This window comes from Pseudomonas sp. CIP-10 (assembly GCF_020911845.1).
Lineage (GTDB): Bacteria > Pseudomonadota > Gammaproteobacteria > Pseudomonadales > Pseudomonadaceae > Aquipseudomonas > Aquipseudomonas alloputida.
This window is the reverse complement of record NZ_CP087160.1, coordinates 4,393,267-4,414,673: the sequence shown is the minus strand read 5'-3', so window position 1 is coordinate 4,414,673 and position 21,407 is coordinate 4,393,267. Positions and strand designations below refer to the sequence as shown.

Here is a 21,407-nt window from a genome sequence, read left to right as displayed (position 1 = left end):
CGGTGGCGGCGGCAACGATGAATGACCAGGAATACTGGCCAGCAGCCCCGGCCCTTTCTGGCGGCGCAAGTGCAGGTGCTGTTCGCCGACGAGCGTGACTTCATCGCCATTTCTGTATAACCAGGTGGACGACCTGAACTGGGCGGCCCCTGCAGGTAATCCGCGATGAAAAGCATTTTCAGGTCCATAGGTTTCAGCTCTCGCCAAGGCTTGGTCAGATCCTCGAAAACCGACCTTGCCAGTAAAAGACTGTTACCTATGTGCGTGAACTGATTTGTAACCGATGTGGGTGAGTCATACCGCTTGCAGCGGTTCAACTCCTTCTGGTGAGCTTCAGGAAATCATCCACCGACATCAATGGAACGGGCACGATCACCACCGCCCAGAAATGGTGCTCTGGGTTGGGTTCGATGGCGAGTATCACCGCGAACTTGTTCGATGAGCTTGGCGTGAAGACCCCGTCGGCATCAATCTGCCCACCGCCTGCCAAGAGGCTCCATTCAGTGGCAAGCGGATCGACTTCACGCTCGAGCCCATTGGCGTCGAGGTGAGTCATAACCAGTTTTAGCTTGTCGCCGCTTTTGCTTAACTTGAACTCATGTGTTGGCGCTCTATTGAGCACCACATAAGTACTGTACAGAGGAAAGGTGAGATTGCCTGTGGGTACAACATCTATCCATACAGGTTCCTGGTTGCTGGCTTCTGCACCTGGGTTTGAGGCTTTATTATATAACTCGCTTGCACTCACCATCTTGACGAGCGGCGCCACACCAGAGGCCGGGGGCGTGCCCGCCTCAACGGCCACTATGGAAGGTGGGGTTTTCTCGAACAGGCCACACATAACATTGTCGAGTTCTTTCGCCCCTGTGCAGCCATGCAAAGTGCGTGGGTGGATCAATAGGCTCAAGCTGTAGAAGTCGCTGAGCCTATAACCTGCGTCAGGGACTGTATCCAGGCCGACATAGGTATTCATGTACGAGGTGTTGGTTGCGTAGGGTTGCTTGCTTACAGCAGGAGCGCTCGCGGAGGTCATCGTGAGTGGGGCGAAGATACCATTGTTGTCTTCACGCCAGGCGATATAGAAAATAGAGTGTGCTGAGTTCTCCGAGGCCCGCGGGTAGAAGCGCAAGGGACGCATTAGCCATTCACTGGCGGGTAGCGCATCCACGTCATGCAGCGTGACATGTTGCTCGCTGGGCGGTAGCGTCAGGTAGCGCACGTCGAAGTCGTAACTGCGTTCCCGCTGCGCGCGCCACGGGTAGCCGATAGAGAAGCTCGATCGTCCTTGCTCAATTTCAAGCCTCACCCTTTTACCTGGCTCGTACAGTCCTTTGCATGCGCCAGCATCAAATTCACGAAACAAGTTCAAATGGCTACTTTCATACGAAACAGTGATCGCCTCTATAGCGGCTGATGTGCTTCCCGGCTTTCGGCGTAGGGTGATGTGTTGGTAGTTCAGAAATCGCCGGCGAACACAGATTGTGTCTTTTCCGGGTGAGGTCGAAAAACTCAGCAGTGGTCGGCCCAGCCTGCAACTGACCAAGTGCGAGGCAAAGCCCAATGACGTTGGGATCTCAAATTCCAGCGTATCGCAGTCTTCCGGGAGGTCGTCTGGATGAGTGCCATGGACCCTGGATAGCGCTTCGTTCAATTCCACTGTGTCGCAAACAAGGTGGGCTCGCCATCCATGCATTTCATAAGCGGTGGCAGTTTTAGGGGCTTCCATGGGGCACCTGCGGTTGGGTTAGCTGCCATGCACCGTAGCCCCCCTTTGCGTTCGTTCACAACTGGCAGAACTGACAGGAGGCAAGCGGCCCACCCGGCATCGCCCTTGCAGACAAAGCCTCAGTCATAGATGACTTTCTTTTTCCAGGTCTCCTCCTCATCGGTCTTCAGCCCATCGGTCAATTCGTTGTGTTCGTCCTCGGCCGGGGCCATGCGGTCCAGCACCTGTGCATTGGCCCGAGCCAGCAGTTTCTCAAGATACGTCAGTTGCTCTTCATACGCTTTCGGCTCCGGCTGCTTGCGCAAATACTGTACGCCGCGCTCGAAGGCCAGGCGCGCCTGGCCGGGCTGGCCTTTTTGCAGGGCCTGTTGGCCGAGGTTGTTGAAGAACTCTATATGCAGCAGCACCAGGATATGGCGGATTTCCTTGACCCAATGCTTGGCCTCGACGGCAGGCAAGAAGCCCTCATGGGCAGCGCGGGTCACCTGATTGTGCAGCGCCTCCAGCAAGAAGCGTACGTCCTTGGCCTTGATCTCGGTGTGGATCGGGTTAGGTGGGTTGTTGACCGGGATCTTGTCGCCCAGGGCAATCAGCCCTTCCAGTTCGGCGATGCGCGCCTTGAATTCGGTATTGCGCTTGTCCACCGCCAGCAGGCGCTGGTTGAGGTTCAGCTCCAGGCGGGTCAGCAGCAATTTGAGGGGCGGGGTCATGAACTGGCCGGGGAACGTCTCGGTGATCTCGCCGCAGCGGCGCAGGCGGTCGGCGAGCTCGATCTTCGTCCGGGCGCGCTCAAGCTTGCCATTTTCGACCACATTGTTGAGGTAGCCGATTACGATCAGCAACGCGATGCCCGCCACGATGAGCAGGGTGATCAGAAGTGGTGTCACCGTTAATGCCTCATGAATAGGTTTGCATGATTGAGTGTAGGAGCGAGCGTGCTCGCGAGAGGCCCTGACAGCCATTCTCTTTTTCTATCGGCAAACTGTGCCATGACTGGATGCTGGCACATTAATGCTGACTTGACGCCAGAAAATCAACGCCAAACCCCGCCGGGGCTGCCGAAACAGCGCTGGGTGTGCCCGGAAGTCATTGATTTAAATAAATTTCTACAAAGGGGTTGACGCCTCCCCGAACCATCCATAGAATGCGCGCCACTTGCAGCGTAAAGCACACAGCGAAACGCAGCAGGGAGTGAAAGCAAGCAGTAATGCTTGTAGCGTGTCCCCTTCGTCTAGTGGCCTAGGACACCGCCCTTTCACGGCGGTAACAGGGGTTCGAGTCCCCTAGGGGACGCCAATGCGGGAATAGCTCAGTTGGTAGAGCACGACCTTGCCAAGGTCGGGGTCGCGAGTTCGAGTCTCGTTTCCCGCTCCAGTTTCTCCGGCACTGCTTAACGGCGGGGCAGGAAAAGAAAATCCAGGCTGAATCGTGAGGTTCATGTTCTGGTGCACTGAAAAGTGTTGTGTGTCCCCTTCGTCTAGTGGCCTAGGACACCGCCCTTTCACGGCGGTAACAGGGGTTCGAGTCCCCTAGGGGACGCCAAATGCGGGAATAGCTCAGTTGGTAGAGCACGACCTTGCCAAGGTCGGGGTCGCGAGTTCGAGTCTCGTTTCCCGCTCCAGTTTAAATACTGTGGCGTCTATGCGGTGCAGTGGTGGTGAAGGCTGTAAAGGCGCTTCACGCCGAACGTGGTAAAGCTTCAAATTGCGGGAATAGCTCAGTTGGTAGAGCACGACCTTGCCAAGGTCGGGGTCGCGAGTTCGAGTCTCGTTTCCCGCTCCATATAGTAAAAAAGGCAGAGACGAAAGTCTCTGCCTTTTTTTTATGGCCAATATTTTTTGTCCTGGTGGGCACTTCCCGTGCCCACGCCAGGCTCATTTATCGGTAGGTCATGGTGAAGTCCAGCGCCCCGTTGGCCGGCCCTGCGGTCACCGTTGGCGCTGTCTGAAAGAAGCGCGCCTTGAAATGCAACACGGTCTTGTCGACAACCAGTGGCGTGACCGCTTCATCCTGCTGAAGGGGCATCGGGCTATCGTTACTACGCAGTAGCTGGATGCCTATACCCGTTGCGCTACCCGGCTTGTTGTCCAGGCTGAACACGCCCTGTGCTGGCTCCAAGGGCACCGACCCTTTTGCCCCTTCCAGGCGAATATAGGCGCTGGCGATACCGCCGGCTGGGTCGTCTCTGCAATCGCTGAGGGTGACGTAGAAGTCCTTCGCATCGGTGTAGCTGCCGGGCCCCGTGAAATCTGCGAGGGTATAGGTTCCCAGCTGCACCGGGTCGGCGCTCACCGGGTTCGCCAACAGGGTGCAATGTGCTTGCTGCACTACGCCGCTGACATGAATGTTCAGTGCATCGCCAAGAAAGCTGATTTGGCTACGGACCATCTGGCCGCTGAAGAATTGCCGCCCGGTAGGGATCGGTCCGGTCTTGATCAGTGCCATGGTGCTGTAAAGTTCTTTGATCTGCAGGGGGGTTACGCCTGAGTCCCGGTTGTTCTCACCCGTATAGGGAATAGCTACGTCATCTGTCGGTGTGAATGTATTGCTACCAGCTCCGTTGAAAGGGAAGCCCAAGCGGATATACAGGCCTACCCCCTTTATCCCGGTTTCCATCACCTTGCCATTGACGTCCCAGGGGCCTACCTGAGGCAGGGGCCCAGGGTACAGGGCGCCAGTGGGCGAAGCCTGGAAAGTTAATGTGCCAGTGCCGTCATTGACGCAGCGGATTTCGCGCCCGGTCACCTCGGGTGTGGCGAACGTTTGCACCGTGCCAATGAGGGTGCCGATGGGTGCGTCCCGGGCTACCCAGGGCGCGCCAAGGTCTATGTAGTAACTCAGCGGGCCGGCTGTGCTAGCCCAGGTGCAGCTGGGTGCCGCATACGCCTGACCGGCGAAAGCGAGCATGGCAAAGGCCGTGCAGAGGTGTCTGATTGCGGGCATGGGAAAATCCGTAGGTGAAGCGCCAGTGTTGGGGCGATGTGTTCAAAGGGGTGGGCAGGTGAGCGTCTGTGAGCGGTAGCCTTGGCGAAGCTCCATCTGCGCCGGGGCGATAGGTAGCCGACACGCTTGGTCATCAGCCTTGCCCCAGCGCACGTTCAGGGTTTGCGGATCTGTGCCGGTGGCGATCAGTGCCTGGCCACCCTGGCCGACGATCGCCAGGCTAGTGCCTTGCGCGTCGCTGACCTGCGTACCAAATGGCAACGGTTGCCCGCTGCTGTCCTGCAACGTGAGTATCAGGCGGGTGACTTGCCGTGCGGGGAAGGTGGCCTTGACGATGGCGCCGCGGCGCGGTACGACCGGTTGGGTGCCGTTTTCTACCTCGACCTCTGGGCCAAGTTGGTCGGTAAGCAGGTTCAACTGGTTTACCCGGTACGGGCGCAGATGCGGTGCCACGACATATCCGTTGGCATCGGTGCGCGCGCCCGGGGCGTTTTCCACGCCTACACCCGCGATAGACGGCACTTGGACCAAGGCACTGGTTTCTCCCAGATAGGGCGTCAAGGTGATGCCGCCCTCGTGGGCCAGCAGGCCGCCGCTGGCGTTGACAGAGAGCGTGCGGCGGTCACTACTTTCGCTGAGCCCCGCGCCATAGCTGGCGTGCGCACTTCGGTAATTCGCCGAGAGCTCCAGGTTGTTGCGGCCCTGGTCATCCCGACTGACAGCTGCCTGGTAGCCCAAACGGTAGTCCAGGTCGCTGCCGCTGAGGCTGGCGCGTTCATTGTGATGCCCGCCGCGTTGTTGCACATCGAAGGTGGCACTGCTGCTGTTGCCCAGGTTCAACGGAATCGTGACGCTAAGGCCAACCATGCGATCGTCGAAGTTGTTGCGGCCAAGTGACTGCGAGGCGAACAGGTTGTAGCTGATGTCATGATGCTGTGTATTGAGCTGAAGCTGGTACTGCCGGCGCTGCCGGTTACTGTTCCAGTAGTCGTCCTGGGTCAGGTTCAGGCTCAGTGAGCTGCGTGAACCCAGTGGCTGCTGTACCGAGGCTTCTACCCGGCTGCGGCGGTTACCCCTGTAATGGCTGTCGGCACTGCGTTGGGCTATCGCTTCATCGAAGTCACGGTAGCCTTCGGTGGAATAGCGGTAGCCGGCGAAGCGCAGGTTGGTGCGGGTCTGGAACGTCTTGCCGTAGCGTGCGGCGAAGCTCTGCCCAGTCACGGTGCCCAGGGCTTGACCCACGTCACTGCTGGCGTGGGTGACGTCGAACGACACAGCACCCACGGGGCCGAAGTCGCGGCCCAGGCCCAGCAGCCCGGCCCGGTAATGCTCGCCACCTTGAGCGCCGGTGTACAGCGTTGTTTTCCAACCCAACCCGCGTGCCAGGGTGGCCTGCCACAGTTGCGGCTTGTCCTGCCCGTTGAGGGCGTTGTAGCGCCCGAACGCTGCGCTGTAGCGCCATACGCCCTCGCGCAGCAAGCTGCCCAGGCTGGAGTAAGGCTGTAGAAAGCGACGTACCTGCCCGTCGGCTTCGGTCAGCACGATCTCCAGCTCGCCGCTGCCGCCGCCAATGCCCAGGTCGTCGATTTCATAGGGGCCAGCCGCGACGTAGGTGCTGTAGATCGGGTAGCCATTGTGCAGCACTTCGAGCTTGGCGCGGGTTTGAGCGACGCCACGGATTACCGGGGCATAGCTTTGTAACACGTCAGGGAGCATGCCCAGGTCCGAGGCCAGTTGCACGCCTTTGAACGGCAGGCTGCGAAACACCTCGCCATTGCTGGAGGTTTCGCCCAGGGTCAGTGTGCCCCAGGTGCCGGGGAGGTCAGTCTGGGCATAGGTATTGCTGCGGGTCCAGCGCCGTTGTCCGTGTTCATCCTCGCGCAGGCTCTGGTTGCTGCGCAGGCGCCAGCCGCCAATGTTGAGCCCGCTGTTCAGATACAGGTCTTGCTGGCTGCGGGTTGGGCCACCCTTCTGGCTGCTGTGCATGGCGGAGGCTTGGTAGTTGACGAAGCCAGCGTTGATGCCCTGGCTCCAGCGCTCTGGCGCCACATTGCCTGCCGCATCGCGGCGTAACGCCGCTTGGGGGATGGCGATGTCGAGTTGCAACTGGCTGTTGTCGAACTCGACCTGGGCACCGGGCAATTGGGCGGCCAGGTCAAGGCATTGCTGGTTGGGCGCCATGGGGGTCGCCAGGCGGTCCAGGCGCAGGCCCAGTTCGGCCATCAGTTCTGGACCCAGGCAGGGGACCAGCCCTTGGTCTGAGCCATGCTCCTGGAAGTCGAGGGCATAGTCACCGGCGTGGGCCAGGTTCACCCGCACCTGCACGGTGTAGCGCCCGGCTGCCATTGGCTGGTGGGCCGCCAGGGCCTGCAGGGCCAACTCGGCACTGCCATGCGCCTGGCCAGGGGACTGGCGCAGGAAACCACTGTGGAATGTCAGTTCGGGTTCGTTGGCCTGGGCAGCCGGCAGCAGACAGCTGCCACCCAAGGCCAGCAAGCGTGCGAAACGAAGGCGCGACGGCAGCTGCCGACGCCGTTTGGCGCGTAGCATGGGGATGTCTCGAATGGTGTCGAAGGTGGCCGCGTCGCTGCCGTGTGCTCAGGGCAGGAGGCGTGTTGTGTTGACCAGACTCGCGGCCTTGGGCGGTGAGTCAGGCGATGTGAGGAGGGTAGAGAGAGGAGTGGGAACGGTATGTAGGAGGGTTCTGAGCGGGGGTGGGATTAGTCCATGAAACTGTAAGCCGTCTGCCTCTTGCGAGGCAGACGGCCGTATATCATTTCTGGTTCTAGTTATCTTTCTTGAAGCTGTTCGCTAGATCACGAGCGCCAGCAGGAGTCATCCCGAAACTCGTGACTACTGGCGTACTAGCTTTCGCACTGTTTTCCGATCCGCCAGAGGGGGTTGGTATAAGGCCAAAATTTCTTAGAATGTCAAACACCGCATCCTTTACGTCTGATATGGAAGTGGAGTGCCCCCGGGGGCCACGGGGTCCTCGCTGTCCATCGGCTCCAGCTGGTCCGGTTGGTCCGGCTGGTCCGGCTGGGCCCCTGTCACCTTGAGGGCCCTGCTGCAGCGCGAGCTCGTCAACTTTCCTCAGTGCATCGGTGGCTTTAGCGTTCGCCGCCTCTACCGAGCTTTTAATCGCATCAACGTCGCTGGCAACACCAGAAGGGCCTGTATCAGCGCTCGTGGCAGGTTTTTCAGTTGCGGCTTCTGCGGCTTTTGCATTAGCGGCTTTCTTTGCTTTTTCAGCTTTCGCGTATGACCACGTCTTGTACCCTGAGAAACCGGCGGCTATCCCACCTAGCATGGAGAGCCCGCCACCGATCGACTGATACAACGTTTGTTTTGCTTGGTTCTTCTCGAAAATAGCCATAGTCTGAAGTCCAAGGCCCGCAGCCATGGCAGCCACCCCTACCGCGCCCACGACCATCCATACCTTCGTAGTCATCGACGCCGCCATGAGCCCAACCGTAGCTGAGACTTTTATCAAGCTCCCTACAAATGGGATGGCGCTAACCACCGCGACAGCGATACTAACGCCCAACTGAATCCACGCCCCGGTTTTACTGGGACCTTTCCTCTTCCTGAACCCGATCGCCGGTTCGTCTGAAGGTGCCCTGTAGCTCGCATGCCCGCTGGGATCGCGCCAGTTCACCGGGTCGCCAAGGCAGTATTGATAGGGGTTGATACCCGCGATCTCAGGTGGCATCGAGTCCGGGCTGTGGAAGCGCATCAGCTGCGGGTTATAGGCGCGGTAACCTCGCCCCAGCAGGTACCAACCCAAGGCGCGTTCACGCGCCTCGCCGTTGAAGGCCAACAAGCCGTGCAGCGCGTTGTCAGGGTCTTCTTTGCCGTTGTCGCCATAAGCGCTGTAACGGGCTTCGCACACCGTGTCCTTTGTGCTCTCACCCAGCACGCTATTGCTCATATTGGTCAGTAGCAGGCGACTACCATCGCTGTCGTTGCTCGATTGCAAGCCCAGTGGGCGGCTGCCCTCATACAAGTACTCGGTCCGTACATCGTTGTCGATCGTGGTGTGCAAACGGTCGTTTTGATAGCGGCGCAGCACCTCTGCACCATTGCCGTGGCGCACGCCTACAAGGTGATCGTGGCCGTCGTAGCGGTAACTGAACAGCGTGTCGCCACCCTCGCTCAACACTTGTGCGAGGCGGCCATGGTCGTCATAGACGAGCTGGTTGCCGGCTTCGTCGTTGAGCATGTTGCCATCATCATCGTAGCGAATATCGCGGTCGGGCAGGTAGCCAGGGGGAGAATGCGTCACCTGCATCAACTGGAAGCCTTCACAGCGATACGTGGCGGTATGCTTAGGGGTATCGGGGAACCAGGTTTCGCATTTCACCAGGTTATCCAGATCATCGTAAGTGAACACTTGCTCTTCGATCGGGTCCCCTTTGGCGTTGCGGGGGAACGCGTCCTGCTTACCCTCGCACCAATACGACTCAAGCCGTTTGCGTGGATCGTAGTCGAAAAATTCCGTGAGCTGCAGTTCACCCTCGTGGTACAGCGTGCGGCTATGGAGCAGGCCGTCGTTACGCCAGACTTGGCTAATACGGTGTTCAGTCGTTTTGAGCTGATCATTGTAGCGGCTCAGAATGCGGTCGATCTCCTGGCCATGGCTATCGTAGACCTGCTCGCAGTCGACACGATGCAAGGTTTTCAGGTCTTGGGTTTTGGTCAGTTTCAGCCGCCCATCATCGTTGTACTCGAAGTCTGAGCGCAGGTTGCCCTGGGTGGTCCAGTGAAGGCGGCCGATGTCATCGTAACCGTGTTCAGTCGTGATGTTATCACTGCTCTCGCGCAGTAACTGTCGGCCCTGAAGCGAGGTGGTATGCGTGCAAACATACTGCTTGGCAGCCTGCGCGTCGTCCCAGGTCTCCTGTCGCAGGTAGCCTTGGTCGGTGTAGTCATAGGTGCGCGTGCCATGGTCGTTGACGGCACGGCTGATGGCAGGGGAATGACGTCCGTATTCATAAGCGGTCGGCTGGTTTTGCCCTACCGTGATGGAAGTGGGTTGCAGGGAAAGGGTGGGGTCGTAGGTGAAGTTGAATTCTCGCTCGCTTGGAGTGATACGTTTGCTGGCCAGTTGTTGCTCGCTGTCGTTGCCAGCCTTGTCTTTGTACTCGTAGTGTTCCGTGCGTTTACCGTCACTGAAGGTCAGCATGCGCTCTTGCCCATCGTACGTACGCGCATGGGCCAACTCGCCAGCAGCCAGCGTTCGTTTACCTTTGCGTTTCTCGTGCACATACATCGTTTCGACCAGTTCATTGCGGCTGTGCGGCGCAAATGTTCTGCTCATCGCAGTGCCGTCTGGTCGTTCGGTGTACGTCATGCGGCCGTACTCATCGTACTGGTATTTGCTGACCGTCAGTGTTTCATTGTTGCTTTCCGGGTCTCGAATCCGCTGCTCTTCACGGGTGCTTTGGCCTAGGCCATCGTAAAAGAAGTTCTGACGCGCGACTTGTTTGCGGCCGGCATCAAAGCGCTCTATTTGCCACGGCTTTTCCTTTAAATTGCTTTGGATCAGGGTGAAATGCTGGCGCAGCTCCGGCTGGGTGGGACTGGTCATCCAGTTGGCGACCATGTCACCCTGGGTGCCAAACGGGGAGAAGGCAGTGTGTTGTCGGGTGCCGTCAGCATTCAGGGTTTCGCAAAGCTCGCCCCAGGCGTCATAGCTGTAGTGGGTATCGATGGCCAGCATGCCGCCCTTGAGGCGAGGATGGTAGTCGTAGGTAGTATCGCGGATCAACTGCCCCAATGCGTCATGCATTGCCTCGTAAACCAGCTGGGGTTGCTCTGCGTTTTCAGTTTGGCGTGTCTGGCTGATGGCGCGGTTGAGACCATCGTAAAAGGTATGGGTGACCACGTTGGAAGGGTCGGTAACCGTCATCCCGGCCTGCTGGCCCTCGGCGGCGACCAAGCGATAGCTATACGAGCGAACGGACGCATTCGGGCTACCCGCAGCGAGGGTTTGTTTGATCACCCGTTGCAGCGCGTCATACTCGTACTCGATGGCTACACCGTGAACATCTTGCTCCATCAGCGTTTGGCCTGTCAGGCTGGAAACCGAGCGTACAAAGCTTTTTTGCACGCCTCTGCAGGTTACGGTTTCTTTGATTTCAAGCGGTGCCTCACGTTTCTTCGTGGTCGCGCCCGGGTAGCTCCAGCGTGTGGAAACTTTTTCCTCGCTGGCCAGCAAGCCTTTGGCCTGGGGGTTGTACAGGATTTTTTCTTCAGTGATTTGACGGCCGTGCAGCGCCGGTTGGTCTGGCGCATGGTGGTAACCCTGCGTGGTCCGCTCCAGCAGTCGCTCGTCGTCCCCGAGGCCGCTGCACTCAGTGATGCTCTCTTCAACCAGGTATTGGCTCGGTGCACCGACAAGACGGCTTTCTTCGGACAGCATGTCGAACAGCTGATAGCGCAGATACGTGGTCATTATCGGTGCGCCACTTTCGACCGCCACAGGCGCGGGGACGGTGGCGGGCATGTCCTCGGGCGGGACCCAGGAGGGTGGCTGTGTCCCCGATGGGTACACCGTGCGCTTGGCGAGGCTGCGCTTGAAGCCTAGCGGGTCTGCAGGGCAGCCATCCTGCTCCCCGGCCTCGTAGTATTCGCTGACGGTAAACACACCGTCAGGCTGTAGCTCCAGGGTCTGATTACCGTGGTCATCGTACAGGGTTGTGGTGACTTCCTGGCGCAGCTGAGTGGGATCGTCCTTTAGCTTCCAGCGCTCGACAACGAACTTTGGCGCCTGGTAGTACCGAGGCTGCAGGGCGAACTCCACGTTCGGGTTTTCGTGGTATGACGTCTCGGTCTCACGGATGTGCCAGTCGTCCTTCGGCTCTGCGGCTGTGCCATCCAGCGGCGCTACTGGCTGAGCGACCCGGCCGAACTCTTCGGTAATCTCTTTGGTCATCAGATGGTAGCGGTTGTAAATGCGAGTGACCTTTCGAACCAGCTCACCACCTACTTCATGTAGTTGCGAGGAGCTGTAGGTATAAACCCCTGGTAGCTTGAAGAGTGTATCTTCCCCCTCCGTCCAAGGCATGTTGCTATTTCCGCCCATGAAATTTTCTGCGGAGTAGCTGTAACGGGTCACCATTGCAGGCTGTTCGAAACCCGGGTTCACCTGGTGTGTTTCGACCCTGGGCAGCCTGGGTATGGGGCTACCTTTGGGCATTAGGTGGCCTGCATTGTCATAGCTAAGGTGTTCGAAGCTGCCGCTAGGCGTGTGTATGGTCTGCAAGCACTGCATGTTCTGGGTAGAGGCATCTTTGAGATAGCCGAAACGCCATTTCGCACCGCGGTCATCGGGTAGCAAGACCTCGCTGACGTCGCGTGCTTTGAGCGAGACCACATAAGTGCTGGCGTTATCGTCCGGGTACAAATGGATGCTGTAGCGGTCGACGCTCTGGTATTCCACCCATAACAGGCGCTTGCCCGTTGCATCGTGAACTTCGCTTAGGCACTGGTGATTTTTGTTTTCAGGTTTGGCCTCGTAGGTGAGTTCGACCCAGTGCCCAGTCGAGGAATAGATTCGATACGGCAGCGCAATTTGCTTGCCATTTTCAGAATAAGTGCGCAGGTGTTCAATCATGCCCGAGCGATGAATGACGCGGTAGTTGAATTCGTCGTCTTTGTAAAACTCGAAGCTCACAATTTTCTGCTCATGAATATAAGCAGGTTTGGATGAGACGCTGGTCACACGATAGCTTTCACCGTTGATGAGCGACAAGGCCCGACTACTGACATCATAGCGGCTGAGGTTGATGCTCCAGCCTGATCCATAGCCATGGTCTTCATCTTGCAACGGGCTGTAGTTCAGTGCAAGGGGTAAGTTAGGGCCGATCAGGTTGTTGGCGACTATTTTGGGCAGTTCGATGCCCAGTGTGTACTGGCCGGTGCGCGGATCAACTCCGCCTTGCATGAAACCGAGAAAGTTGAACGCATTGGAGTGCGCGGACGAGGTGGCGATCATGGTAGTTTACCCTGGTGAATGGATTAATGAGCGGGCAAGCGCAACTTGGCACATTGATAACGGGTTAAGTTCCTTTCGTCACCGCGGTGGGCACGGCCTACCAGCACCTCGTTTGCAGGACAGTTAAAATAACCATCATGCTCATCACCATGATGGTCAGTGCCGTCCTCGGTTATGGGGTCGGTCCATTTACCTGGCAACACACTGATCCGATTACTTTCGGATACGACACCCTCATAAAGCTTTGCACATCGGTAGTCAGTACGCCCGTTTTCATCGCCTACGTCGGCACCGGTATCATCGGTATCGTCGTATTTTTGATAGGCGTGGCCGCGGCCAACCATGACTTGGTCGACAGGGCAGGTGAAGTAGCGGTACTCAAAACTTTCCCAATCAGTCACGTCAGCCTCATTACAGTCCTGGTATCTGCCCTTGTCGCTGACGTAAGCGCCGCTCAAGGGAATACCGCATTCGCGAAACATAGTTGACCACGGCGTTCTTTCAATGGCTACAGCTGTATTGAACTCAGCACACTTGTGCATAGTATCACCTTGTTCACTACCCAAGTGATAACGCCCGGACATGACGCCTTTTGCGCACTCCTTCCTCGGCGCAGCATCTTCATCACCTTCTCTCCATTTGGACGTCCATTCTTGTTTTCCAAGCGTTAAGATTTCTCCAAATTTCGTATCCTTGTTGCTGGAAGTTATGACGCGCACGCAGGATAGCGTGTGGGTCATTTCCTGGGGGGAGCCCGACAGGGCCATGTCCACCAATTGTATGCCTTTGGTGACTTTTTCCTCTGCTTGGTTGTAAAGGAACCCTTTCGTGTTCAGTCCGCTGATACTTCGTTTTGCAAGTATGGAACCGTCGGCTCCGGTTTTTAGCTTGATCCAGAAGTTCTTGTTCGTGCTAGGATCAAGTTTCGGCTGGTAATCGTCACCCAGCGTGGTGTCGCAAAAGTAATCGTCCGTCAGCAGCACCTGCGTGGCAGGCGGCATGTGCTCCATTGAGATACTTTCAACCCGCAATTGAAAGCATTTCGAGTCTGGGTTGCTGAGCATGTAATCAACTGTTCGGCCAGTGCCACCGGGCAGAACCTCAATAACACAGTGGCTATTACTGTCGTTTTCAGGGTCTGAAATGTCCCCTGTTTTGCCATACAACGTGATGGTCCCCGGGAGTGTGCTGGTGGGCGTGGTGGCGTGTACCAAGTTGCTGTTCACGGTGCTGACCGTGGCAAGGGCTAGCACCATGAGGCTTCGTATGAGCAGGGGGTTTGCGGGTGCGTTGAATAACATAGATATGTCTCCTGACGGGGGCTTGCTATCGAAGTAATAAGCCTGAACTGCGGGTGGCGCCGTGGTCGCTCCGCCGCGTGTCGAGTGCTACGAATCTGGAGAGTAAAAGCACGCGCTCATTCGCGCACCTGATAGAAATACTAGGTACCTGCTGCTCGCTGCCCCCCGGGGTATCAGCCGCTACCTGTTATTTCTGCTAGTAGGCAGGTGTTGAATCACGGGGTAAAAAGACTTCAAACCTGTGGAGTTCAACTGCATGAGCCTGAAAAATCAGAGAGATGGCGGGCGTGCCGCTACCCGCGCCCAAACGATCAATCCGCCGTTGCCGTTTATTCCCACATTGACGGACAGACGTGAAATCGATGTGGATGCGTTGGAGGGGGATCTTGATACTTATGTCAATTATCCCGGAATCCACAATAACGATACCATCACCGTGAAATGGCGAGGCACGGATGGGCAGGGCCTGCCGTTCGACGACATCGACTCGGCCACCCCGGTCTTTAATCCTGATCCGGTGCTGGGCCAACGGGTGCAGATCAAAAAAGAGACACTTCTGTGGGCCAGGGGTGGGGCGGCGTTTTATTCCTATCAGGTGCTTGATTGGGAGGGTACCCAGCAACCTGAGTCGCTGCGGCTGCACTGTTTGGTGGGTTTAGTCGAAAGACCCGAATGGAATGAGCAACTGCCGGTGGTGCAAGTGCTCGAATCCCATGATCGTGTTATTGATTACAGTACGCTGGGTTCGGGTGCCACCGTGATTATCCCCTACTACCAGGCCTTGCAAATAGGTGATGTGGTCAAGGTGGTGCTCAATGGCGAGGACGATAGCGGCTCGCCAGTTCAGAAGGAGTTCAACGTTTCACCTAAAGAAGGTGGTGCAGCGGCTGTGCTGAGCGGCTCGATCCCCAGGAGCCAGTTGCGTGATTTTAAAGGCCGTAGCATCGACCTTCACTACACCATCATATTGAAGGGCAGCAAAATCGCGCTGCGCTCGCCGACTCAAACGTTCGAAGTGCTAGAGGTCGCTGCCACCGAACCCTACCTGCCGGCCATGGAGATCGTGGGTTTCTCGGGCGGTGTGCTGGACCCGGAGGCCTTCAAGACCGGGCTTGTGATAAAGGCTAAGTGCCCCGTGCGCGCCGAAGCCGGTGACGTAGTGCTCTGCCACTGGCTAGGCGACACGGTGGATAACCGCCACGTCATGGTGCAGCGTCTGGATGCTAGCAGCCAGCCGAATGGCGTCATGCAGTTCGGCGTGAGCCCCGCGTCACTGGACGTCAGTGTTGGCGATGACGTTGACGTGTTTTTCCAGATTGCGCGGCAGGGCTGGGCGGTAAATTCGCAGCCGTTGTCGTTCAAGGTCGAGCGCGTGCGCGGGCACCTTTTGCCACCGAACGTAATCGATACCACGGGGGAGGACCACGGAGCTGTGGGGTCCGCCACCCAGTTCGAGAAGGGGGCCAAGGTACAAGTCCCTAGCAGTGGGGTAAGGGAAGGGGACCGCATCAAAGTGAACTGGCAAGGCAATGCCTACGCCGGCAACGTGACGGTCGAAGAGCCTGACGACCCAACAGCCCCTTTGCTCTTCACGATACCCCCCGACTACATCGCGGCCAACATGGAGCTGAACAATGCGAGTTCGCTCAAGCGCTTTCCGGTGACCTACACCCTCGTTACCAATGAGGGCGAACTCACTTCGGATGCGTTGAAGTTAAGAATACAGCCAGTGCCGCCAGGTGGATACCATCCGGCGTTCTGTGATGATGCGGAATCAAACGGCGAACTCTCTAAAAAGAAATTAGTGACAGACCCTAACATTGTGCTGCCTGTCTGGCCATTCATGGCGGTGGGTAACACAGTGACCCTAAAGGTCACCGGCATGCTGACGACTGGTGTTACTTACGAAAGAACCATACGTGACGCCGTGAAAGTTGAAGTTGATGATGTTAAAGAAGGGATGGTGGTAGCGACGGTTCCTCTGGCGGACGTGAAAAACTTAAAGAGCGACACTGACCTGCACTTGTGGGCAACGATCAGTTTCGATGACGGCGAATCATTCCACGTACTGCCGAATGGCAGGGTAATGATCAGAGATTGACCCCGACTCTGTGTATCCAACAAGCATAGAAAGATCTGTTGTCAACGGAGAATAGTTAAATGAGCAAGCAATCGTTGGACGATTTTTTGAAGGAAATGGCGGCGGAGTCCAAAACGCTTAGATGGGACGTGATCGCTGCGTTTGACCGTGACAAGACCAACTACCTATTGTTGCAAGAGTATATCTCTCGCTTCAATACAGCATCGATTATTCCGCCTTACGATAGTTTTGTGGGGACGTCAGGTACTGTGCATTATTTGCGCGATGTACAATTCGACTCACCGCGCCTGCGGTTTGAGGGGGCCACCCTTACCGATGGACGAGCCCGCTGCATGATGCGAGCTGTCGGGGGCATTGTTTACGAGACCTCAAATACGCAAGGGATCCAGCGCGCCCAGATTAAACGTTTAGGCTTTGTTGATGGCCTTGTCGGGCCTATCATGACGATGACTATTTTTTTAGTGAATGCGCCTGGACATGTGACCAATGAGGGCTCGGTGGAGCTTGACCTGGCAGGCAATGGAGCCACGGAGTTTCTTTTCACCGGCGTCGATACTCGATTCGAAGAAGGTAAACTGGGCGCACACCTTCTTGAATGGTTTAAAACACTGGAGGATTCCCAGAAAAAATTCACGTTGGGTGAGTTGCGCCCGAACCCCGAGGACGCTTTACAACCTGGGGATTTTCGAGTTTTGACGCGGCCGGCGCGCGGTGCGGCTGTACGTGGCGCCGATAATTTTGGTGATGGTGAGGTGCTGCTGCTCATTGGTTTGGATGACAGATCTGGTGACATCCCCTCTGGGGAAGGCAGCTTGCCCTATTTTTTGCCGGAGGGTTTTTCAAGTAATTTGGTTATTAGTTTTGAGCAGGTCGTCAGCCGTATGCTGCTCAAGACGATAAAAGGTTTAAAAATGTTCGAGACGCTCGAATATCAGAGTGTCGTCGCAGGAAAGTTCATGCGGTACGAGGCTACGAAAGGGGGGGTTGATAGTGAAAGTAAATTACCCATAGTTATACCTGGGACGGGGCCGGTCGCGGGGGTAGAGGGTGTTGAAATTCCCTTTGTCAGTCGCGACCCATGGTCTTTCTCGTTGGTCAATGGTGCGATGGAGATACGGTGGGCCGGCCGTGTCGAGACGCGGGGGCTTGCGGCCGAAACAGTTTTTTCAGCGGGCGGGTGGATAGAGTATGAGTATGAAGCTACCGTTCTGATTGACTGGAACTTAAAGTGCAGGTTCACTCCAGTGCTAGGTAAAGATCAGGCCGGACGCTCTGTGATCCGGATTCAAACTGACGTTGAGAAACAATTCGCAACTGAGACCCAAGGCGGAACGGGGCACGATGATCTAAAATCGGATTTGGACGCTTTCCTCGCAACGTATGAATTACCTGTCATGCGGCTGGAACAACTTGCTGAGGAACTCGAAAACGTTTCACTTTCCATTGACGCATTCCGTCTCAATGGCCTTCTATTCGCAGACGATTCGGTGGTGGAGCCTCGCGTCATTTATCAGCCCGGTGACTTGACGGCATTGGGCGACCTGGCCCCGAAGCTGACAACCAACCGACTGTCTAACAATGAACCCGTCGTGGTGGCCAATGGCACCTTTACCTTCGAGGTGATCCCTCCCTTGGAGGGCGTGCAATGGTCCGTGGCCGCGCTGGAGGGTGACCCGACAGGTGAAGAATACGTGGGGGCAATCGAGAACGGTATCTATCGAGCCCCAACGGCGGCCAGTTTCAACTTCGCTTACCGGCGAGTGATTGTAACGGCCAGCAAAGGCGACTGGTCCGCCAAGGCCATGGTCCATGTGGTTGCCTCTTCGGTTTCGGTATTCCCTATGGTCAACACGGTCAACTTGACCCTACCAGGTGACCCTGATGCAGGGTATGTGGTCTGGGCCGGTAGCGCCAACAAGCAGGCACTTGATTGGACTCTCTCCGGCAATGCCGGCGGTAGGTTGGAGCTGGATGAAAATGCCGACGTTCAGGATGCACGCGTCTATTACGCCCCAATAGAGTTCCCGGATGATAGCAATGAGGAGCTGGACCAAGCGATTCGCATCGACAGAATAGAAGTCAAACAGGGCGACGGTCCACCAGTCGTATGCGAAATGTTTCTTCCAAAACTGGCCACACCCAATTGCTTCTTCAGATACACCGAAGAGGAGGACGGAATACAATTTTCCTTTTGGGGGACAAAAAACGACGGCAGCGAGATGGAACTGTCGCCTGCCAATTGGTACAAGCTGAGTGGTAAGGGCGACTTGAGCCAGTCTGGAAAGTACACCCCGCCGGCCGCCGGGGGGGAGCATTATATTGCCGTGGCTGCGTTTTATGACACCGGCTTCATCCCATTTTGGAACTTCGTCATTATTCCACTCTCCCTCGCTACATTACTGAACTTGCAGGAGCGTGACCTATGAATCCGTTCTCTACATCGGCGCTTTTACAGCGGTTAAGTGAGGAAGATCGGTTCTTCGGTTGGGGCGCCGTGATGGCGCTCAGCCGCAAGGCGTTGAATACTTCACTGCAGGACCACTACTTGCAGTCGTTGGGCAAACTGACTTATCTCGAGCCTTTTGATGATGCCTTCTCGATCAATGAAGGCAGTGAGCAGATAATCGAGATCGAGGGATTGGTCCTGGGCGCAGCACACGTATCGTTCGAGGGCGCTGTGTCGACAGACCGGCTCGTCACCGTACGCATGAACCTATTGGCTGGCGATTTCCGCTACCGGCTTCAGCTGGCCGGCCAACCGCCTCGTCTGCATCGCAGCTTCACTATTCGCGAAACACAGGGCTTCTACCTGGAGGCGCAGTGCAAATTCGAACTGCGGTTAGACCCGATCAGCATGAAGCAAGAGATCGTGATCGACATCGCCCAGGCCAGTCGTTATATCTGCAACCTTGGTTTAGACAACTACGAACGCACCCAAATTGGCAAACGCCTGGGCCAGTGGCTGGTTCAACAGAACGAAGAGCGCAGGGTTTTGAAAATGGGCTCGTTCAACTTGCGCAACTATGAGCCGTTGGACCTGCGCAAGGGGGCCTTGATAACCCTTCCCGCGCCATGGGCGGCAACCCCAGGCTTTGAGGGTGATGGTGCACTGGTAGTGTTCATGCAAAAAGGCGTGGACTTCAAGGGGGGTAATATGCCGTCGCAACCCTACCCTTATCCGTTGCCCAATGAAGCCAGCACCGACGTCATGCTGCTTACGCCACCCATTATGCAGGAACTCCAGCTGGGCGAGCCCGCCGATGTAGTGCGCTCGTTAGCGCTGGGAAATGACCGTAGGGTGGCCTTGAGTGAAACCCACCTGCTGGCTGATGCCTCGGTAAGTTTCGGGGCGCTGGCGCGTGGCGCGCTCAGTCGTGAAGTGCAGCCTGCCATCTCCACGCTGGGGGCTGCTATGAAACAGCCGTTCGCTATGTCAGGCGGCAGCGGGGTGGTTGAATGGCAGGCGCGCAATTTATTCCGTCCGGGGGCGACGGGCACGATGAATGGCGGCCTTTATCAAGCGACTGCCCGGGAAAGCTTCGCCAGGCCGACACAGATGATACTGGTGACGGGTCATGCTTTGGACGATGACGAATCCTTGGTTGCATCCGCACTCGTGGTGGAAACCGACAAGCCCCTGACCATTGCCCCACAGACCGTGAACTGGTCAAACGGTGACGGGCCCATCGAGTTCGTCGTGAGCGGTAGTGCGGCCGTAGACTGGTCGCTCGAAGGCGAAGAACTGGGTAAGTTGGATAAAAACGGGAACAAGGCGACATTCACCTACACGGCACAACACACATCGGGTATTCAGCGTCAGCGAATTCGTGTGAGGTACGACAACGAAGGTATTCAGTCGTCCGCCGAGGCGTGTGTGGTCATCGTCAACACGGCTGCTGCCATATACGTTGAGCCCTTTCATGTGCCCCGCGAGAACGCGCAAGCACCCATTCAGTTCTCTTCCTTGAATTGGCGCGAGGCATTGTTGGCCGCGGGTCAGACGCCACCAGCCACCCTGCAGGAAGCTAAAATTGAATGGACAGTGGTCGGCGAGGGTGAGATCACACCTGACGGGCTGTACACCCCACCGCTCAAGCCGGAGTCTTCAGCAAGCGTGGTGATGGCAGACTTGATGGGCATGGCTTTCGGGTACGCCATTGTCGAACATGGCGAAGATGGCATGGGTACTGGCACGCGGTCGTCAATCGCATCAGGCTGGAAGGCGCTATCGAACTTCACGCTCAGGACATTATCGGCGCCTAGGTGCTTCGCCAACGGCATGCAGCAAATTCAGGTGGAAGTTAGCATTATCACCGAACAGGGGGATTCGATTGTTGAACCGATCGGCGAAGACGATATGCGAACGTTCGGTTTTTATCTGGAAGGAGGCGGTCAGTTAGACTTCGTGGATGAGGGTATCGAGCCAGGGGATAAGCCAGAAACCTGGGTGGTGCGCCGTACAAAAAATCCGAAGTTGAAAACGCAGCCGGGGGGTGTTCGGGGGGGCGCACCTGCGGAAGAACAAGGCGAGTTGATCAGACACTTCTGGCTCCAAACCACTGCTACGCAGGACGTCACTATATACGCTCAGTTCAAAAAAGCGGGGTTGGGCGGGCAGTGGCAACACTCGCAAAGAATAAGTCACCAAGATGGCGAGGTGAAGGTAACAGGCATCATGCGGCCGGGGGTTGCCATCGAAGCTTTTGACTGGTCTAAGCAACCTGTTCGGGTCGAGCATGAAGGCGCGGAGCATGGGGGTGATACGTTCAGCTATAAAACCCTAACGGTAGACTACTGGTATTTGAAACATCTCACGAGGGAGCTGAATGTCATCTACTTCGTGGAGATAAGGGTCGAGACGGATGATAACCTGTCAGTGATGCGCTGGGAGACCGAGGAATACGAGGACACGCTGTGCAGTTACAGCGGCTACGTATTTGGAAACTGGAACGAAGAGATGATTTATGATCCCCAGCTGGTTCTCATGTCAGCACATCGTGGTGTGCCATTGAAGGCATTGCACCCGAATTATGCTCCCCATGATAATGCCTTGATGATCAGCCTGACGCGGATAATAAACTTCCCTTTTCGGCACCAACTGGAGCATCACCCTGACCCCTTGTACGATTTCGAGGAAGAAGTGCGGCCTACCCTATTACGTCCGTTCAAGTTCAGTCTGCTCGATCAGGAAGGCAATCGCCATTATCTGAGAGTGATGTATGTCGGGCTGAATCGCAACCATTTCATGCTTGATCTGCAGTAGCCGCTAGCTGAAGCCACAGGGCGGTGGCTTGCCTTGGCAAGCCACCGCCGAACATGAATTCCCAGAGATCAATA

9 protein-coding genes and 5 tRNA genes are annotated in these 21,407 nt (G+C 56.7%); 8 read left to right on the top strand and 6 right to left on the bottom strand.

Annotated features, from left to right (window positions below; genetic code table 11):
* Positions 1-313 precede the first annotated feature (313 nt).
* Together LMH93_RS19890 and LMH93_RS19885 are read right to left on the bottom strand one after the other, a co-directional pair.
* Positions 314-1,726 carry a hypothetical protein gene (locus LMH93_RS19890; protein WP_185280093.1) on the bottom strand — a complete coding sequence of 471 codons (1,413 nt, stop codon included), beginning with the start codon at positions 1,724-1,726 and terminating at the stop codon, positions 314-316.
* Positions 1,727-1,845: 119 nt separating this feature from the next.
* Positions 1,846-2,613: a hypothetical protein gene (locus LMH93_RS19885; protein WP_003247107.1), complete on the bottom strand. Its 768-nt coding sequence runs from the start codon at positions 2,611-2,613 to the stop codon at positions 1,846-1,848.
* A gap of 333 nt (positions 2,614-2,946) precedes the next feature.
* On the opposite strand from LMH93_RS19885, the gene LMH93_RS19880 reads away from it, so the two are divergent.
* The 5 genes from LMH93_RS19880 to LMH93_RS19860 all read left to right on the top strand — a co-directional run bounded on the left by LMH93_RS19880 (position 2,947) and on the right by LMH93_RS19860 (position 3,508).
* A tRNA-Glu gene (locus LMH93_RS19880) sits at positions 2,947-3,022 on the top strand.
* A 2-nt stretch (positions 3,023-3,024) separates the two neighbouring features.
* Positions 3,025-3,100, top strand: a tRNA-Gly gene (locus LMH93_RS19875).
* A 92-nt stretch (positions 3,101-3,192) separates the two neighbouring features.
* Positions 3,193-3,268, top strand: a tRNA-Glu gene (locus LMH93_RS19870).
* A gap of 3 nt (positions 3,269-3,271) precedes the next feature.
* Positions 3,272-3,347 (top strand) — tRNA-Gly (locus LMH93_RS19865).
* Positions 3,348-3,432: 85 nt separating this feature from the next.
* A tRNA-Gly gene (locus LMH93_RS19860) sits at positions 3,433-3,508 on the top strand.
* Positions 3,509-3,604: 96 nt separating this feature from the next.
* Here the strand turns inward: LMH93_RS19860 and LMH93_RS19855 are convergent.
* The 4 genes from LMH93_RS19855 to LMH93_RS19835 all read right to left on the bottom strand — a co-directional run bounded on the left by LMH93_RS19855 (position 3,605) and on the right by LMH93_RS19835 (position 13,894).
* The gene (locus LMH93_RS19855; protein ID WP_003247108.1) at positions 3,605-4,669 is read right to left on the bottom strand and encodes a fimbrial protein; all 1,065 of its coding nucleotides are present in this window, start codon (positions 4,667-4,669) and stop codon (positions 3,605-3,607) included.
* Between the two features lie 42 nt (positions 4,670-4,711).
* Positions 4,712-7,219: a fimbria/pilus outer membrane usher protein gene (locus LMH93_RS19850; RefSeq protein ID WP_003247109.1), complete on the bottom strand. Its 2,508-nt coding sequence runs from the start codon at positions 7,217-7,219 to the stop codon at positions 4,712-4,714.
* Positions 7,220-7,454: 235 nt separating this feature from the next.
* Positions 7,455-12,668, bottom strand: coding sequence for an RHS repeat-associated core domain-containing protein (locus LMH93_RS29670; RefSeq protein ID WP_268256886.1), 5,214 nt, complete (start codon positions 12,666-12,668; stop codon positions 7,455-7,457).
* A 23-nt stretch (positions 12,669-12,691) separates the two neighbouring features.
* Positions 12,692-13,894: a hypothetical protein gene (locus LMH93_RS19835; protein WP_230064487.1), complete on the bottom strand. Its 1,203-nt coding sequence runs from the start codon at positions 13,892-13,894 to the stop codon at positions 12,692-12,694.
* Between the two features lie 331 nt (positions 13,895-14,225).
* On the opposite strand from LMH93_RS19835, the gene LMH93_RS19830 reads away from it, so the two are divergent.
* The 3 genes from LMH93_RS19830 to LMH93_RS19820 are packed head-to-tail and all read left to right on the top strand — an operon-like array spanning position 14,226 to position 21,333.
* Positions 14,226-16,070 (top strand): hypothetical protein, encoded by a 1,845-nt coding sequence (locus LMH93_RS19830; protein ID WP_230064486.1) that lies wholly within the window; start codon positions 14,226-14,228, stop codon positions 16,068-16,070.
* A 59-nt stretch (positions 16,071-16,129) separates the two neighbouring features.
* Complete coding sequence (locus LMH93_RS19825; RefSeq protein WP_003247113.1) at positions 16,130-18,496, top strand: hypothetical protein; 2,367 nt, start codon at positions 16,130-16,132, stop codon at positions 18,494-18,496.
* Positions 18,493-21,333, top strand: coding sequence for a hypothetical protein (locus LMH93_RS19820; protein WP_230064485.1), 2,841 nt, complete (start codon positions 18,493-18,495; stop codon positions 21,331-21,333). The genes LMH93_RS19825 and LMH93_RS19820 overlap by 4 nt, the downstream gene beginning before the upstream one ends.
* The last annotated feature ends 74 nt before the right edge of the window (positions 21,334-21,407 follow it).

Excerpts from the sequence above, each read along its gene's own strand:
- LMH93_RS19890 (WP_185280093.1), bottom strand. The coding sequence starts at position 1,726 with ATGGAAGCCCCTAAAACTGCCACCGCTTATGAAATGCATGGATGGCGA.
- LMH93_RS19825 (WP_003247113.1), top strand. The coding sequence starts at position 16,130 with ATGAGCAAGCAATCGTTGGACGATTTTTTGAAGGAAATGGCGGCGGAG.
- LMH93_RS19850 (WP_003247109.1), bottom strand. The coding sequence starts at position 7,219 with ATGCTACGCGCCAAACGGCGTCGGCAGCTGCCGTCGCGCCTTCGTTTC.
- LMH93_RS19820 (WP_230064485.1), top strand. The coding sequence starts at position 18,493 with ATGAATCCGTTCTCTACATCGGCGCTTTTACAGCGGTTAAGTGAGGAA.
- LMH93_RS19830 (WP_230064486.1), top strand. The coding sequence starts at position 14,226 with ATGAGCCTGAAAAATCAGAGAGATGGCGGGCGTGCCGCTACCCGCGCC.
- LMH93_RS19855 (WP_003247108.1), bottom strand. The coding sequence starts at position 4,669 with ATGCCCGCAATCAGACACCTCTGCACGGCCTTTGCCATGCTCGCTTTC.
- LMH93_RS29670 (WP_268256886.1), bottom strand. The coding sequence starts at position 12,668 with ATGATCGCCACCTCGTCCGCGCACTCCAATGCGTTCAACTTTCTCGGT.